Source organism: Rhodococcus sp. NPDC006774 (genome assembly GCF_040636045.1).
In the GTDB taxonomy this organism is placed as follows: domain Bacteria; phylum Actinomycetota; class Actinomycetes; order Mycobacteriales; family Mycobacteriaceae; genus Rhodococcoides.
This window is the reverse complement of the sequence record NZ_JBEYIW010000023.1, coordinates 52,855-68,725: the sequence shown is the minus strand read 5'-3', so window position 1 is coordinate 68,725 and position 15,871 is coordinate 52,855. Positions and strand designations below refer to the sequence as shown.

17 protein-coding genes and 1 pseudogene are annotated in these 15,871 nt (G+C 64.4%); 10 read left to right on the top strand and 8 right to left on the bottom strand.

Annotation, left to right across the window (positions count from 1 at the left end):
• The 3 genes and pseudogenes from ABZ677_RS24110 to ABZ677_RS24100 all read left to right on the top strand — a co-directional run.
• Window positions 1-522, top strand: a pseudogene (locus ABZ677_RS24110) (hypothetical protein); the annotation flags it as partial.
• Between the two features lie 208 nt (window positions 523-730).
• Window positions 731-1,897 (top strand): site-specific integrase, encoded by a 1,167-nt coding sequence (locus tag ABZ677_RS24105; protein WP_358373989.1) that lies wholly within the window; start codon window positions 731-733, stop codon window positions 1,895-1,897.
• Between the two features lie 106 nt (window positions 1,898-2,003).
• Window positions 2,004-3,020, top strand: a complete 1,017-nt coding sequence (locus ABZ677_RS24100) for a recombinase (RefSeq protein WP_358373986.1) — start codon at window positions 2,004-2,006, stop codon at window positions 3,018-3,020.
• Between the two features lie 492 nt (window positions 3,021-3,512).
• Here the strand turns inward: ABZ677_RS24100 and ABZ677_RS24095 are convergent, their stop codons facing one another.
• Complete coding sequence (locus ABZ677_RS24095; RefSeq protein WP_232433770.1) at window positions 3,513-3,683, bottom strand: hypothetical protein; 171 nt, start codon at window positions 3,681-3,683, stop codon at window positions 3,513-3,515.
• A 557-nt stretch (window positions 3,684-4,240) separates the two neighbouring features.
• Between ABZ677_RS24095 and ABZ677_RS24090 the strand changes: the two genes are divergently transcribed.
• Window positions 4,241-5,065, top strand: a complete 825-nt coding sequence (locus tag ABZ677_RS24090; RefSeq protein ID WP_358373983.1) for a hypothetical protein — start codon at window positions 4,241-4,243, stop codon at window positions 5,063-5,065.
• Here the strand turns inward: ABZ677_RS24090 and ABZ677_RS24085 are convergent.
• The 3 genes from ABZ677_RS24085 to ABZ677_RS24075 all read right to left on the bottom strand — a co-directional run bounded on the left by ABZ677_RS24085 (window position 5,041) and on the right by ABZ677_RS24075 (window position 8,086).
• Window positions 5,041-6,246 (bottom strand): GGDEF domain-containing protein, encoded by a 1,206-nt coding sequence (locus tag ABZ677_RS24085; RefSeq protein ID WP_008720740.1) that lies wholly within the window; start codon window positions 6,244-6,246, stop codon window positions 5,041-5,043. The two genes, ABZ677_RS24090 and ABZ677_RS24085, sit on opposite strands and share 25 nt — an antisense overlap.
• Window positions 6,247-6,325: 79 nt before the next feature.
• Window positions 6,326-7,351 (bottom strand): Rv1355c family protein, encoded by a 1,026-nt coding sequence (locus tag ABZ677_RS24080; protein WP_358373980.1) that lies wholly within the window; start codon window positions 7,349-7,351, stop codon window positions 6,326-6,328.
• Between the two features lie 423 nt (window positions 7,352-7,774).
• Entirely contained in the window at window positions 7,775-8,086 is a 312-nt protein-coding gene (locus ABZ677_RS24075) for an antibiotic biosynthesis monooxygenase (RefSeq protein WP_006247389.1), read from the bottom strand.
• Window positions 8,087-8,193: 107 nt separating this feature from the next.
• Here ABZ677_RS24075 and ABZ677_RS24070 point away from each other — a divergent pair, with 107 nt between their 5' ends.
• From ABZ677_RS24070 to ABZ677_RS24060, 3 genes are all read left to right on the top strand, one after another.
• Window positions 8,194-9,135 (top strand): helix-turn-helix domain-containing protein, encoded by a 942-nt coding sequence (locus ABZ677_RS24070; protein ID WP_003941078.1) that lies wholly within the window; start codon window positions 8,194-8,196, stop codon window positions 9,133-9,135.
• A 493-nt stretch (window positions 9,136-9,628) separates the two neighbouring features.
• Window positions 9,629-10,408, top strand: a complete 780-nt coding sequence (locus ABZ677_RS24065) for an EAL domain-containing protein (protein ID WP_358373972.1) — start codon at window positions 9,629-9,631, stop codon at window positions 10,406-10,408.
• Complete coding sequence (locus ABZ677_RS24060) at window positions 10,405-10,899, top strand: hypothetical protein (RefSeq protein WP_358373969.1); 495 nt, start codon at window positions 10,405-10,407, stop codon at window positions 10,897-10,899. Before ABZ677_RS24065 ends, ABZ677_RS24060 begins: the two co-directional genes overlap by 4 nt.
• Before the next feature lie 356 nt (window positions 10,900-11,255).
• Here ABZ677_RS24060 and ABZ677_RS24055 read toward each other — a convergent pair whose 3' ends face one another.
• The 4 genes from ABZ677_RS24055 to ABZ677_RS24040 form a co-directional block, all read right to left on the bottom strand.
• Entirely contained in the window at window positions 11,256-11,987 is a 732-nt protein-coding gene (locus ABZ677_RS24055) for a hypothetical protein (RefSeq protein ID WP_358373966.1), read from the bottom strand.
• A gap of 547 nt (window positions 11,988-12,534) precedes the next feature.
• Window positions 12,535-13,344, bottom strand: a complete 810-nt coding sequence (locus ABZ677_RS24050) for a GAF and ANTAR domain-containing protein (RefSeq protein ID WP_032375669.1) — start codon at window positions 13,342-13,344, stop codon at window positions 12,535-12,537.
• Between the two features lie 114 nt (window positions 13,345-13,458).
• Entirely contained in the window at window positions 13,459-13,962 is a 504-nt protein-coding gene (locus ABZ677_RS24045; RefSeq protein WP_080733455.1) for a hypothetical protein, read from the bottom strand.
• Window positions 13,959-14,540, bottom strand: a complete 582-nt coding sequence (locus tag ABZ677_RS24040; protein ID WP_358373963.1) for an RNA polymerase sigma factor — start codon at window positions 14,538-14,540, stop codon at window positions 13,959-13,961. The genes ABZ677_RS24045 and ABZ677_RS24040 overlap by 4 nt, the downstream gene beginning before the upstream one ends.
• A 207-nt stretch (window positions 14,541-14,747) precedes the next feature.
• Between ABZ677_RS24040 and ABZ677_RS24035 the strand changes: the two genes are divergently transcribed.
• The 3 genes from ABZ677_RS24035 to ABZ677_RS24025 are packed head-to-tail and all read left to right on the top strand — an operon-like array spanning window position 14,748 to window position 15,855.
• Window positions 14,748-15,221 carry an Asp23/Gls24 family envelope stress response protein gene (locus ABZ677_RS24035; RefSeq protein WP_008720708.1) on the top strand — a complete coding sequence of 158 codons (474 nt, stop codon included), beginning with the start codon at window positions 14,748-14,750 and terminating at the stop codon, window positions 15,219-15,221.
• A complete protein-coding gene (locus tag ABZ677_RS24030) occupies window positions 15,218-15,556 on the top strand; it encodes a hypothetical protein (RefSeq protein ID WP_008720706.1) in 339 nt (112 codons plus the stop codon). The genes ABZ677_RS24035 and ABZ677_RS24030 overlap by 4 nt, the downstream gene beginning before the upstream one ends.
• Window positions 15,553-15,855 carry a hypothetical protein gene (locus ABZ677_RS24025; RefSeq protein WP_008720704.1) on the top strand — a complete coding sequence of 101 codons (303 nt, stop codon included), beginning with the start codon at window positions 15,553-15,555 and terminating at the stop codon, window positions 15,853-15,855. Before ABZ677_RS24030 ends, ABZ677_RS24025 begins: the two co-directional genes overlap by 4 nt.
• The last annotated feature ends 16 nt before the right edge of the window (window positions 15,856-15,871 follow it).

The window sequence follows — 15,871 nt, the reverse complement described above, 5'->3', positions numbered from 1 at the left end:
CGAAGGATCACACGGTGGCCGCTCTACACCCGTGCACAACACGGAATCGCAGACGATCTCGGCCACCGAGTTACACCACTCTATGGGGCACTACTCGTTGCGATCTGGAAGGCCGCCGGTCGTTCTCGCCCGTTGCGGACAGCGTGGGTTCCGTTCGAGGACCTGCACTGGGACGAGCAGGCGACAGTCCTCGAGGCCGCAGCGATCGGCATTGCGATGGTCGAGAGCGGTGAGATCGATGCCGGCGGTGCGCACGCATCTCTGCTGCGCCCACGACCGTATGAGCCGGTCGATCCCGGGACAGCTCCGACGCGCTCGTCTTACCCCGCACCCGAGCGCGATTTATGGGCTGACGCGCACGCTGCGGCCGAGGCCGCCATCGCGGCAGCGCGCGTCGATCCCGCATCCGCCAGGTCGTTGTACAACTTCCTACGCTGGGGGTGCAGCACCGCAGCGGAGCTGGATGAGACGGTGCAACTGTTCCTCGACCACGGGATCCCGCTGCAACATCCGCCGACATAGCTATCGCCCGATGGAGCGGGGTTGTCCGCGACGATGCATACGCGGCGTCAGCCGAGAAGTCCGTTTTCGCGCCGGGGTCATAGTCACCAACGTTATGTGTGCGGTGACCTACGAGAATTTTCCTTCCCGCACCATCATCGCTGAAACGCCTGTTCAGCGTGTTTTGGACTCGAAAAAGCTGTCGGGGGTGCTCGCTACAGTCCCTGTCATGGCAGAACGGCAGCTCGATGAGGTCCTGGACACGTATTCGGTCGTTTCAGTGAGTGGTGCGGCGGTGTTTCCGGACCTGCCGGTCGAGATCGCGGCTCGGATAGAACGGTCGATGGCGTCGGCACGGTCTCCTGCTACCCGCCGCGCCTACGATTCGGCGTGGCGACGATTCGAGACCTGGTGCATCGCCGCCGGACAGATCCCGCTACCGGCGCACCCCGCGACGGTGGCGGCATACCTCGTCGCCGCGGCCGACACACTCACCGTCGACGGCACGCGGGCGTACGCGCCGTCGACATTCGGCAAATGGATTGCAGCGATCACCGACCGCCACCGCGCTACCGGCCACGACAACCCCTGTGGGCACGAGATCGTGCGCGCCACCCTCGCAGGTATTCGTCGGGATTACGCGTCGGCGGGGGAGCGGCCCCGCAACCGGCGTGCCCCGCTGCTGACCTCCGACATCACCACGATCGTCGACTACGCACGCCGCAGTGCGTCCGGGTGGGCGTCGGAGGTGCTCGAACGGCGTGACACCGCGCTGCTGCTGATGGGCTACACCGGCGCATTCCGCCGCAGCGAACTCGTCGCCCTCGAATGCCGCGATATCCGCCGTGACCGCCTCGACGGCGCACACGTACGGATCCGGAAGTCCAAGACCGACCAGGACGGCACCGGAACCGTCAAAGCCCTACCGTTCACCGATCGGCACGAATCCTGCCCGGTCTGCGCATGGGTGCGATGGCTGCAGATCGTCGCCGCGTTCGACACCGGCGGCAGAGTCGCCGTCATTCGGTTACTTTCCCGCGCAGCAGAATTCGATTCTCACGTCTGTCGCGGCCCCCTGCCCACTGCCGAGAAACGATCACCCCTGTTTCGGTCCATCCGTAAGAACGGCAACCTTTCCGGCGCCGCGTTGTCCGGGGCTGCGGTACATGCGGCCATCCGCCGCCGCGCCGCTCACGCCGGGTACGACCCCGACACCGTCGCACAACTCGGCGGGCATTCACTACGGGCAGGATTCGTCACCCAAGCTTTCCGCAACGGCGCCGACGCGCACGCGATCATGCGGCAAACCGGACACACCACACCCGGCATGGTCGAAATTTACGCGCGCGAGCATGCGCCGCTGGTCGGCAACGCCGTCACCGACCTAGGATTATGAGCCAACTCGAAGATCGGGGGGCACGTGCGCCGGCGAGCCGACCGAAGTCTGGGCGGCACCTGCAGCCGACGTCGCCAATCCTGATCCGGTGCATGCGGCACGTAGCGTGAAAGCGTCTGTCGTGGAGCGGGATCGGCACACCTGGTCACTGTTCGAGGACTGGTGCGCCGCTCTCGATCAGCCGGCTGTGCCGGCCTCGCCGGAATCGCTTGCTTGGTTCCTGCAAGCGCATCCTGCAGCGACGGGGACACAACGCCGACGTATCGCGGTCATCGACGCCGCCCACTACCGCCGCAACCTACCGCCACCGGGACGCGCAGAGACCGTCCGGACTGCCCTCGATGTGGCCCGCGCAGAACGACTGCACGATCTCGTGGTCCACTTGGGATCCGCTGTCGCGCAGCTGCCTGAATTCGGTTGGCCGACAGCGTTGTTCGCGCGACGAGACGCCCTGATGCTTGTGTTGGCTTCGACGGGTCTGCCGTCTACGCAGATCGCGGCGGTGCGGATGTGCGATGTCACTGTCGATCTGCAGGCAGATGCTCTACAGGTCGAGACAGCCAACGGCGCTCACGCCGTCACCTCGCTCAGATTGGTGAGATCGGGTGTATCCCCGAAAAGTGTGTATCGACGTTGGTGCGAGGTACTCGGGCACTACGAGCGGTACCCGAGCAACGGCATGCTCGCTGATGCCATCGAGGAGGTAGGCGTTACCGAACTCGCCGGATGTGACCGGCATCTCGATCCGGCCAGCGAACAGCTACTGCTGACTCCGATCGACCGGTGGGGCCACACCCCGCTGAGTGAAACCCCGCTCACCCCGCGTGCGGTGGCCGACATCGTGCGGATGCACCTGAACGGGCGAGCGCCTATCCACCCACGCCATCGAATTCGGGCTCAGCGCCCAGAACCGGATCTTGCACCGGAACCCGCATCGACGGCCTTACTCGACTCTGGCTACTACGAACGTGGAACACTCGCACGCAGACGAGCTCATGACTTTCTCGGCGACATCGAATCCGTCCTCGCCGACGTCGAAAGCCGCGCTGAGAAGATGCTGAACGATCTTCTCGGGTTCCTCGACCCGGACGCGGCGGGAGACTGGTCCGACGTCGTCGAGTAGCGAACAACTCTCTGCTGGAACCCAGCTGAGTGAGAGAGGTCGAGGCACGCTGGTCGGTCGTTGCACGAGATCCCGCACAGCCTCGTGCGAGTGCTGTCGCGATTGTGGTGTGTCGATTCCGTCGTACCGCCGCGACGACGGAACCGACACACCGCATCCTCAACCTACCGGGAGCGCACAGACCTCTCGTCGTCCGTATCCGCCACCCATCGGTACCGAAACAGTGGTGACGCTCGGCTTATTCTTCACTATTCGCCGACGCGGCGCACGCACTCATCCCGGCGTCGCGAATACTCGACCAACCGATCCCGTAACGCCGGGTCGAGGCAATCTCGATCATGTGCGTCCAGTCAGTTCCCTCAACCGGGCAGCGATACTCACCCATCCCGAGTCCGAACTCGACGAATACATCCGATGCCGACGCTCCCCCGAACGGCTCCCACAACACGGCAAACGCAACCAACGATCACATTGCTGCTCGGACGCCACCGCTCACCGTTTCTTTCCGTCGATCTCGGTCAGCAAATCACCGTCGTCGACGAAGGCGAGTTCTCCCGAGTTCAACGCGACAGCCCATCGATGCGGGTGCGCCCAGTCGCGACCCAACGCGGGACCGGAGACAAGTTGATCGGAGTAGTCCTCGACGACGATCCCCGACACCATTTCCCCGCCCCTCCGGAGCTGGACCTCATCACCAATAGCGGGTCCAGAATTTGTGTTACTTCCTGCAGCAACCATGGATGAATTCAAACAGAGTTCGTCACGTATCGGGCACGCAGAGAACCAGACACACCCGCTGGATGGCGAGAGCGAGAGCAGCGCAAGAACTCGACAACGATCGTGTTCCCGATGGGTGCGGATTAGCCCGCCGCTCTTCGTGTGCGGCGAAGAAACCGTAGTCTCGCTCCGCCGTAGGACGACCTGTGCCTGAGCGACATCCGGAGCGAACCGAAGTCGTTGACCGACACATCCTCGCTGAAAACCGGCTCCACGCAACCAGGTGATGTGATGAATCATGAACTGTGCGACTTCCACGCGCTCAATTCAGTGACATAACACATTTGAGCCGCCGTTAACAGACTGAAAGGATGTTTTGAAGCATTCCTCCGGTCCGTAGGCTTGTTTGTTGCACAATAGCTGTGTTAGCTGTTCCACACCGACTACTCGCTCGACATGCCCCAGAAGGGTTATCGGGCACCACCCCCTCAGGAGCCTCATCGATGACGATCCCCGTACTTTCGAGCTCGCACTCGGCCGATGCCATCGAGTCCGCAGCCGATCGGCACGCTACGCGCAACTCGTCGGCCAGCCGACAGAGCACACAGACAGACAGGCTCGTCCGTCCCGTCGGTCACGGGCTCGACGTCGGTTCCCGGTCGACGCGCTGCGCCGGTGGAACCATGACATTGACGGCCGCGACACCATCGGGATCCCCGGAACTGTGGTCCCGCTATGTCGAAGGAGCGTGGGAATCGTACTCACGCCATGGTGTCACCGCTGCGCTCGATCTGGACGAAGTCGCCTCCGGCGCCACGACAACCCTGTTCTACGTGGTGCTCGACAGGGCAGGACAGATGCTCGGCGGAGTCAGGGCACAAGGCCCCTACACGATGATCGAGCAGTCCCACGTGTTCACCGAATGGCAGGACTCGCCTGGACTGCCTCTGGTCACCGAACTGTTGCACGCCCGGATCCCCCACGGGATCGTAGAAATGAAAAGCGCGTGGGTCGATGCGGGTGCCGCAGGGCGGACGGTGTCGAATGTGCTGGCTCGGACAGCATTGCCGACGCTCGAACTGACCGGCAGCCGGTACCTGTTCGCCAGCGCGGCCGATCACGTCCTGCGCCTGTGGGAAAGCTCCGGCGGGCGGATCGACCACGCCATCCCGGCCGCGGCGTACCCGAGCGAGCAATACCGGACCGTCATGATGTGGTGGGACATGCACACGCTGGCCCGCAGCGCGAGACCCGAGGTGTGGGAGTCGATGGTCCGCGAGGCCCGCTCATTGTGTGGAAACGCTCAGCGCGTCCCGTCGGCGGCGTGACGGCTGGTCGAGAGTTCGGGGCGGCTCGTTCTCATCTGACCGGACCTGGGGCTGCCCGACCATGTGATCGTGAGTGTGCCCGCGTGGTACGCGCGATCTCGTCCGTCGGCTTTAGCGCGGTAGAGCGCGGCGTCGGCGGCGCGGACGGCGGCGTCGAGCACGTGATCGAGACCGCCCGATTCGCTCGAAGCAACGTCTGCGGAGGGTAACGCCGGGTCACCGGGTGCGATGGGCCGGACGTCGAGCGTCACCGTTCCGATGCTCACGGTCACCCTGCAGTCGGACCGGACTCGATCGAGTATCCGCTCAGTGAGTTCGCGGCCGTCTCGGTGCGGGGCGAGAATCAGGAACTCCTCGCCACCGGTTCGAGCGACGATCGCATCGTTTTCGCCGACCGCTGCGTGCACAGCGCACGCCAGAGTGTCTGCGACTGCAGCGAGCGTTCGATCCCCGGCTGTATGACCGTCGGTGTCGTTGACGGTCTTGAAATGGTCGACATCGACGACGAAAGCAGCCAGTAGTTCTTTCCGCTCGCACGCCTGGTGCACGAGAACCTGTGCACTCGAAAGCAATCCACGGCGATTGAGAAGACCGGTCAACGGGTCCGTGTCGGCCAACCGTTGCAGTTTTTCGTTCACCAACGTCAGGGTTCGGCGCAGGCCGCCGATGAGCGCAACCGGCACCAGCACCGTGGTCGCGGCGGCACCGATCGCAACGGCGGTCACCGCCCAACCGGAGGAACCCACACTGACCACCGACAATGCCGTGACCATGACCACCGAGGCCGCAGACAGGCGCGCGGTCACGCGTGGCGGTGAACTCGACGCAGCGATAGCCGGAACGATCGCCAGCATCGAGGTGACCGCGCGCGTCCCGGACGGATCCGCGACCAGGTAGGCGCTGATAGCGACTCCGGTCATACCCCCGAAACCCAGGACCGCGAACTGACGTTCGCTCAACCGCCCCACCTTGGCAGCGAAGAGCACGGTTACCGCGGTGAACGTCAGCACCACGATGAGAACCGGAAGCGCATTCGGCCGCAAAAACGTCGGAGACAACAGGGCAATGGCCAACAGCGGTACAGCGCCGGTAGCGCTGACAATGACCGCGGTAGTACGGGTATCGAGCCGTGACCGCCACGGGTTTGGATGCCGACGAGACGACTTGTCGATCACGTTCATCCGATGATTCCTCGAATCAGTGTTGGGCGCGATCCCGGCACAGAATGTTTGGCGGCCCTTGTTGTCGTGGCGTGCCCGTTCATCCCCCTGCCGGTCCAACCGTCGGATCGACTCCGGTGCGCACCAACGAATCCAGGTCGATTCGCCGTCGACCGGACGGGAGCGGTTCACCGCGGCCGAATGCTCTCACAGCGGCGGTCACAGCGGCACCACCGAGCGCGACGTCTCCGCCGAGCTGCGGCCAGGTCGAGAGCGTGCGCCCGATTTCCGGCACCGACGCAATCATTCTCGGGGTCAGTTTGGTCGGCTCGAGCAACGTCGCTGCGATCGTGCTCTTCTGCTCGACGGTCATGTCGGCCACATCCGCGGTTTCCATCTCGCCGAGCAGTCCGTGGAACACCGGTCTGTCGGGTTCGAGATCGAAGCGTTCGACATCGAGGACGCCGCCATCGCTGGTCTCCATCACCACGGGGATGCCTCGGGCGCGGGCGTGTTGGCGGATCAGTAGCTTGGTGTCGATCGAGTCGCATTCCTCCACCACGAGATCGAGCCCGTCCAGAAAGCCATCGAGCGTCGCAGCATTCACACCGTCGGCGAAGACCTGCACATTCAGGTAGGGGTCGAGCTCGGCGATCCGTCGGGCCGCGGCGACCGCCTTGTTCACGCCCAAGTCGAACACCGAGGACGGGACTCGGTTGAGGTTCGAGAGATCGAGTTCGTCGAAGTCGGCCAGACGCAACTCGCCGCACAGTCCTTCCAGCGCAAGGGTGTGAGCGACGGCGTGGCCGACGCTCAACCCGACCACTCCCACCCGTAGGTCTCTGAAGCGAGCTTGTTCCTCGGAGGTGATCTTGTTTCTGTTGCGGTCCAGCCGTAGCTGATCGAAGCCGCGTGGACCGAGGACGCGAACCACTGTGCGCCGCCACGGGTAATGCACCCACCGCATCTCCTCGGAATCACCGGCCGTCGTTGGAAGCAACCGACGAAGCGAGGCCAGCTGTTCGTCTGTCGTGTCGACGACATCGACGTGGGGATCATCGAGCAGAGCACGGACAACCGAGTCCTGTTCACGCTCGGAGGGGTCGAACACGCTGTGCTCTGACATTGCTGATGCTCCGCATCTTTCGGATGACTGTCGACGACAAAGCAACGCCGATCATGTCCGACGGCCGGGAGGGATATCAGACTGCTTCACGTTACTGAAGACTCGTCGACAGTGCGGCTGCGCACAGCCATTCAGGAGCATCGCCGTCGTCGGAATCGGCACCTGTGGCAAAGTGGCTCATCCCAATCGGGGGTGTAGGAGTTGGCCTCGCGGGACGGAGGGCAAGTTGACACAGTTGCGCTGCCATGGAACCGCGCTGGCTCTCTCGATGACCACCGGTGAAACAGTGCCGCTCCAGGCTTGCGCCTGGTGTTGCCTGGCCTCCTCGTGATCGGCCCGTCGGGGATCGTCAACGTGGTGCGGGTGTCGAGGCGGTCGGGTCCGACGGCTCGACGGGGCGCGATCGTCTCGTGCGTTGGCGGACTACGGGAGCTTGGACGCGAGGACGTCGGCCGCCAGGATCTCGGGTGCTGCCCCGAGGAGGTGCTGGTTGGCCATCAGGGCTGCGACGATGGCGCCGTTGGCGTGGGCGTCGCGAGCGGCCTCGTCGGGGAATGCATCGAAGATCCAGAAGGTGTCGGCGTGGGTCCTAGCCGCGAACCAGACAATCGTTCCTACTTCTTCGTTGGCGAGAGCGACAGCGCCGGCGAGCAGATCGGCGAGCGCGTCGTGCTGTCCATCGGCCGCGACGATCTTGGCGACGAAGGCATACGGAAGTGATGCGGGTGTGGACATGAGGGGTTCTCCTTGAAGTCGGGGTTCTTCGTGGGGCGAGTTCAGCTTATGACGAGCGAGGGCCGGTGGGGAGTGGCGTATACGACAGTATTGCTATTGTTCGCGCCATGCGTATCGGACTGATCGCGATCGACGGCTGCTTCGGTTCGGCTGTCGCGTCGGTCATCGACATCGTGCGGGTGGCCGACGGAGCCCGCGGCGATGTCGACCCGCGGATCGACCCGATCGAACTCGCCATCCTCGGACCGAAACGGCGAGTGACCACGACGGCATCGATGACCCTGTCGGTGGACCACCCGCTGTCGGAGTCCGCAGAGTTCGACGTGGTCGTCGTCCCTGCGCTTGGAACCCTCACGGCCGCCGCTACCAACGACGCCCTCCAGAGCCGAGATGCACGTTCGGTCATCGCCTCACTCGGGCGCCTCGACGACGCGACCACCCGGATCGCCGCGGCGTGCACCGGCGTGTTCGCCGTCGCCGAGACCGGACGGATGCATCATCGGCGGGCGACGACCAGCTGGTTCCTGGGGCCGGAGTTCCTGAAGCGCTATCCGACCGTCGCCCTCGATCTCGACACCATGGTCGTGGTCGACGGGAACCTCGTCACCGCCGGCGCCGCGTTCGCCCACATCGACCTCGCGCTCTCACTCGTGCGATCGATCAGCCCCGACCTGGCCCAACATGTCGCCAAGCTCCTCATCATCGACGAGCGTCCGTCGCAGGCGGCCTTCGTCGCCTACGAACATCTCCGGCACGAGGACCCGATCGTCGTCGAGTTCGAACGCTTCGTGCGCGCCCGCCTGGACGAACCGTTCAACGTCGCCTTCGTCGCGCAGTCGCTCGGCACCAGCCGGCGCACCCTCGAACGACGAGTCCGTGCGGCGCTCAACCTCACTCCGCTCGGCTTCGTCCAACGGCTTCGCATCGAACGAGCGCGGCACCTCTCAGCAACCACGGACCTCACCTCCGCCGAGATCGCGCTACGGGTCGGCTATGCGAACGCCGAGACTCTGCGCTCCCTCCTGCGCAGGGAGCGACGCCGTTCCTGACCTATCGCCATGCCTGTAGCCGGTGTCCTAGCGCTCGGTTGGAACCACCTCTCAGCACGTCGCGTCGACTCTCCTGCGTCGCCCCTGGACGACCCACTCGACACGCCCGCAGCACAGGCCATGTGACGTGCCCCGGCTTCCCGGGCGGTCGGGGTTGGGTGGCTGTGATGTCGCTGCGTTCTCGTCGAGGGGGTCAGCAGACCCGATCAGGGTCGATTGGGATGAGCCGCGAAGGCGGTCAGGTCAGGGCGGCCGAAGCCGGCCGGCGGGGTAACGTCGGACACGTCGAGGTCTTTCGGATGGATGGCGTAGGAACCTCCATCGTCGGGAGACCTCGACGTCTATCTGCGGACCGACGCGCCCGGCCGACCTACACCCTCATCTGGGAAGAGCCGGCAAAGTCCGTAAGCAGACAACGCCCTGCGTGCCTCGGCACAGGCAACGACAGTTTCTGTGCACGTGCAGTACGGGGATCGAGAACATGGGGTGAAAGTTGGGCGTCGACGGTGACTTCGATGAGCGTTTCGGCTCACTGAGCTCAGTTTTTCAGCCGATCGTCGACTCGAGGACCGGGCTGGTGGTTGCCCACGAGGCACTGACCAGGTGGCCGGCCTTCCCCGACACGTCGCCGGAACAGATCTTCGACATCGCCCGCACGATGGGAATGGCCGAGGAGTTGGACCGTAGATGCATAGCCTCAGCAGTTGCTGCAGCGGCACAGTTCACCCCCGCCGACCACCCGCCGCGCACGTTGTTCGTCAACATAGAAGCCGACGCAATGTCCTCCGAGAACTCGTCGACTTCGGCCCGCCGCCTCAGCGAACTGTTGCGATCAGGCGGCTCGCAGATTCGGCCCGTCGCGGAATTCGCTGAACGCTCCCTGCTCACCGACCCGGCGCGATTGCTCCGGTCCGCTGACCGACTCCGGCGCGACGGCATCATCATCGCTCTCGACGACGTCGGTGCCGACCCCGATTCGATGGTGGTACTGCCCCTTCTCGCACCCGAGGTGATCAAACTCGACAGATCGCTGCTCGACGACGACCTCCCCGGCGACAAGCTCGCCACCTTGCTTGCCGTCCTTGCCTACGCGAGCCGGTTCGATGTCGCCCTGATCGCCGAAGGAATCGAAACCGAGAGACAGAAGGACAAGGCGATCGCGTGGGGTGCCGCGTACGGACAAAGATTTCACCTCGGGCGGCCCGCCCCCTCGATGCATCCCCGACGTCGTCCTTTCCTATGCTGCCACGCCCTCCTGCGACGAGACCGTTGACAGAGATACTCGACGATCGCGCCACCGACACGACGTCGATCTCGCTGCTCACGTTCATCTCCGATCACCTGCTCGACTTCGCAATGACCACCACCGAAACTCTGACGATCGTGATCGCATTCCGAGAACCCGACTTGTGCACCGCCGACATGGCGCGAACGCTGCAGCATCTAGCACGCAAGCACCCGTATGTGAAGGCACTCGGCGCACCTCGTGCACTGTTCACCGCCACCGACGGGGTACGTCACGCTGACCTGGTTCAACCTTCGGAAAGAATCGGTGCCATCGCCGTTATCGGCCAACGGTTCTACTGCGCCCTGGTCGCTCGCCCGCTCGACCCCGACGCTCCAGCGTCGTCGTCGAATCAATGGAGCTACTTCTTCACCGTCGATTCAGCCCAGGTCTGCACTGCTGCACACAGGCTGATCGTGGACAGTACGAGTCCCACCGAACCTGCATCCGAACCGCATAAGTCCAGCGGGCTGGGCTGAGACTCGAAGTTCAACCGTGCTCAACGCCGATGTCTCGGCGAGACATGCACTCAACTGGTAGTACTCGGGCCGACGTCCGTAACACCCTCACAACCGGCGCTGCACAGGTCGAGAACGGTGTATTTCGAGCTCGTGGCGATCGGTCCGTTCGCGGGTGGGAGGGTCGAGCATCTGCCGGAGCGTTCGATCGTCGACCGGACACTGCACCGCGCCGACCCGGCAGCCCGCAGATCGGCGTGCCGTCGGTGACTTGTCGTCGATGTGGCAGGTTGACCGCATGACGTGAAACGGCGCGCGTGGCGGCGGGGTCTCGGTGCGTGGATGTCTACCCACGCACCGAGGTGCATGCCGGTCGATCAGTAGCGGTGCTGTGCTTCGTTCTTGGCGTGCTGGGCCTGCTGCTTTACAGAGGGCGCGTTGGCGGCCTGTTCCTTGATCCGGGGCATTTCGTCCTCGGCCTTGGTCAAGTAGCCCTCCCAGCGCTTGGCCATCGGCTGGACGAGTCCGCCGCCGACACCGACGACGAGAATCCCGCCGAGTGTGGCCAGGACGGCGATCAGGATCGGCGTGGTGACCGTGGTGGCGACACCGATCTGGTTGAGAGCTGCGATGACACCGAAACCGAGGATGAACACCGACGCGATGTTGGCGAGGGTCTTGCCGTAGGACAGTCCGCCGAGGGAGTTCGAGATCAGCTCACGTACTGCGGCTGCGATGGCCGAGGCAACCACGATGATGATGATGGCCACGATCAGGCGCGGGAGGAACGCGATGATCTGGCTCAGGAGCACGCTGATCGGATTAGCGGGGAACACCCCGAATGCCAACTGCAACACAAACAGCACCAAGGCGTAGTAGATGATCTTCGAGACGACGTCACTGGCATCGTATTTGCTGTTCTCGAGTGCTTTCTTCACTCCGCCGCGTTCGACCGCACGGTCGAATCCGACGCGTTCGAGGATGGCCGAGAGAGCTTTTCCGATGGCCTTGGCGATGACGATTCCGATCACCAGGATCACCAGAAACAGCAGCAGTTTGGGCACGAACTCTGCGATGGTCGACAGAGCGTTGTTGAGTGCTTCGGACATAGTTTCCAGTACTTTCTGATCGTGTGAACGGTGACGAACCGCAAGGGGTCACGCGTCGAGCCTGCGTAACCGCAGAACCGAGGATGAACTCGGCAGCGACACGTGCAGGTGATGACTTTGCGACTTGTCACCGAAGGGCGGTGTGCGCGGGGCGGTCGGTGCGCGCCGCACACAGGCGAAGCGGCCCCCAGTGGGGAGTATGCTTCGCGGTCGACCCCGGGCACCCCCGAATCTGGAGGTGCGCGACGCCATCGCGTTCGAAGCCGACCTGTTGTGTGACGACGAGAGCGACCCACACCGTACGCAATAGTGATACAGATCACATTATGTGGTCGCTTGCTGGGCTTCGAGCGACGGCTGTAGCTCGACGAGGTCGAGAGCATTGCAGGGTCGGGGTGTCGCCGCCGAAGACAATGCCGCAGCTCGTACCTGCCGATGAGCGGTTGGATACTGCTCTGGAGCCGACACCGGCGGACATGCCGGGGCATGGCACTGACACTGACACTGACATCGGGGTCGGGCGCGGCGGATCTCGGGTGCGAAGCAACTATCCCGGTGCAGTGGTGGTCAGTGTGTCGATGATGTCGTGGGCGATGTCGCGGAGTTTGCGGTGCGAAGTCTGCGATTGGGAACGCATGAGCGCGAACGCGGCGTCGGCATCGATGCGGTGCAATGCCATGAGCATGCCTTTGGCCTGTTCGATGGGCGCACGATGTTCGATTGCTTCGCGCAGAGCGATCGATACTTCGGATGCGGACTTGAAGCGTGCGTAGTCACCGATCGCGCGTGCGGTGGCGGTGGTGAGCACATCGAGGACGTCGGCGTCGAGTGCGTCGAATGCTGCGGGCGCGCGGCCGTAGAGGTTGAGCGCACCGAGAGTGATGTCCGCGGTACGCAGCGGCGCTGCGAGAAACGAGTGGATGCCTTCGCGCGCGGCGTCGGCGGCGAACCCCGGCCAGCGCTGCTCGCAGTGATCGACATCGACCAAGACGATCTCGCCGCTGCGGGCAGCGTGCAGGCAGGGCCCGTCACCTGCGGCGTATTGACGAGCATCGACCTCGAGGGTGCGATCGTCGGTGTGGACTGCGGTGTAGATGCTGCCGCCGAGTTCGATGGTGACTCCGGCACTGTCCGCGCCGTCGATGGCGTCGGCGGCGACCTCGACGATGCGCTGCAGGAGCACGACCAGATCGTCTTCGTCGGATATCGATCCACCGAGCGCGATGAGCATCGCTCCGAGCTGCGCCGGGTCCAGGCCCTCTCTGGCGGCAGCCGTGGCGATATCGGAGGCGTCGTCGGTGGCACCGATCGGTGTGGCGGCCAGGATGGAAGCGCTGGTGGCATCGGTGTTGTCCATGGCCCCTGATGAAAGCACACGCGTGGAGGTGAAGCGACGCCAGATGGCACGGGAGTGATGGTCGGTCTGGAAGTACATCGTAGAAAGTGAAAATAGGCGGCGGCTGACCGCCGGTCACGACGTCAGCGGATTGCCGTCCACGATGTCGGTGACTGCGACATCGACCGCAGGACCGCCGCGGGTAGAGCTACTTCCGTCTCCGGAGCCGACCGGAGTTGTACCCATGATGTCGTCGACGACATCGAGTACGGTGCGGCGGATTCGGTCGGCGAGGATGTCGAGTTCGCTGCCGTATCGGGCGGTGAGTTCGACCCTGATCGTGCGCAGGTGAGCATTGTCGGTGAGCACCTCTATGACACGCGGGACGCAGATCTCGTCGAGACGCACTGCACGTGCGATCGCGCCGCGAAGAACGAGATCGCTGACCGCGAGTGTTCCGAGGGCCGAGGTGTCATCGCTGACCCCGGTCTCGCTCATGTCGATCGGCCAGCCTCCGCGCGGGGCGGCGCGAACGGCGTCGACCACCGCGCCGGCGATTCGGTCCCACCCAGGTTCGGGTAGCTCTCGCAGGACGGTGCAGGCTCTTGTCCAGAATGCAGCGACAGGATCGTCGTTCATCGCCACCTCATCAGTCGTTGACTCAACATCGCGCGGGCGCGACGATGCTGGCCCCGCACAGCATCGGGACTCAATCCCAGAGCGGCTCCGATTTCCGGAAAAGTGTGCCCCTCGATTTCCCGTAACACCCATGATGCACGCTGACGCAGAGGAAGCTCGGCGAGTGCGGCTTCGAGTGCCTCGACGAACTGCGCGTTGGAGGCGAATTCGAACGGGTCGACCGCCCGGGGATCGGCGAGGGGCTGGAGCAGTTTGTCGTCGACAGGTTGGGCATGTTTGACGCGGGTGGAATCGATCACCTTGCGCGAGCAGATGGCGAACAACCAGGTCCGCACCGCGGAGTCGCCTCGGAAGCTGGACAGTTGTCGCCATGCCGCGACGAACGTGTCCTGTACGACCTCGTGGACCGCGCCCTCGTCGCGCAGCATGCGCCGCGCATATCGATGCAGCACAGGGCCGTGCCGCAGAACCAGGGTCTCGAACGCGGTGCGGTCGCCGGCCACCGCTGCGTCGACCAACACACGGTCACTGACCTCGGAGGAGAGAGATAGCGACGGCAGAGAAGAGCGTGGTGTCATCGCGGCACTCCTGTCCCATCGACGCCGTCGTGGGTATGAGGCAAGTGCGGCGCGCCGAGGTCGGCTGGCCCGTCCACAGAGATCTACACCCGCGACCCCGACCTCAAACGTGATATAGATCACATCAAGGCGGTGTCCGGTCCGGCAGGTTCGATCCGTCCTCCCTGATGTACGCCCACTTGCCTCCCCTCGGAAGGACCATTTTCGATGACCAGCACCACGCCCACCGCACCCGCAGTCACCACGGACGAAGCAGGCTCATCGCGTAGTTCGGCTCTGGTGAGCAGTCAGGGCAAGACATCGATTGCCGACACGGTGGTGTCCAAGATCGCCGGGCTTGCCACCCGCGAGGTACACGGGGTCTACGACCTCGGCGGGGGCGCATCCCGCGTCGTCGGTGTCCTGCGTGACCGCATTCCAGGTGCGTCGGTCAACCACTCGCAGGGTGTCTCGGTCGAGGTCGGAGAAAAGCAGGCCGCCGTCGACATCGACATCGTCGCCGAGTACGGAGTAGCCATTGCCGACCTCGCCGCCGGTATTCGTCGTAACGTCATCGCAGCACTCGAGCGGATGACCGGCCTCGAGGTCACCGAAGTCAACATCGCTGTCCACGACGTACACCTCGACAACGAGTCGGATGACAAGGACAGTGACGAGTCCACGATCACCCGGGTGCAGTGACTTCGGCGAAGCAACCCGCGGGCGCTGACGAGGTCGACCTGCTCGCTGCAGCGGTGCGCGCGGTCCCTGGCGTCGCAGCCCTGCATCCCGGAATGTTCGGGGAGGTCGGAACCTACCTACCCGGTCGCCGAGTGCCGGGGATCCGCACCGTCGGTGATGTCACCGAAGTGCACGTGAGCATCGTCTTCGACGCCTCGGTCCGCGACACCGCCGTCCGTGTCCGCAGCGTCGTGTCCGCTCTGACCGGCGGCACGGTCGACGTCACGGTCGAGGACGTCGTACCGGGGTCGACAGCCGAACCCGTCGACAGCGGACCTGCACGCGAGCGGCCGTGACGGAGCCGGCGTGCTCCCTACCGTCCCCGGACAGTGACGCCGGTGATGTGGGGAGATGGCTGACCCACGGCGACCGATGCACCGCCCGACGTAGTGCAGCGCAGGCACTGCACCCCGACGTCGGGGGATCGGCGACGGCGCTCGCTCGCGCGTTCGCCGAGATCGATGCCGCGTACGGAGGTGGTGTCTACTGCGCCGGTGTCGTCACCACCACCGCGGTGCACCGCACCAGTTGCGGCCCGATCCGCGCCATCGTCAGGGTGCGACAACTACGTATACGCCGCATCGACAGCCCCTGACACCAGCCCTTGACAA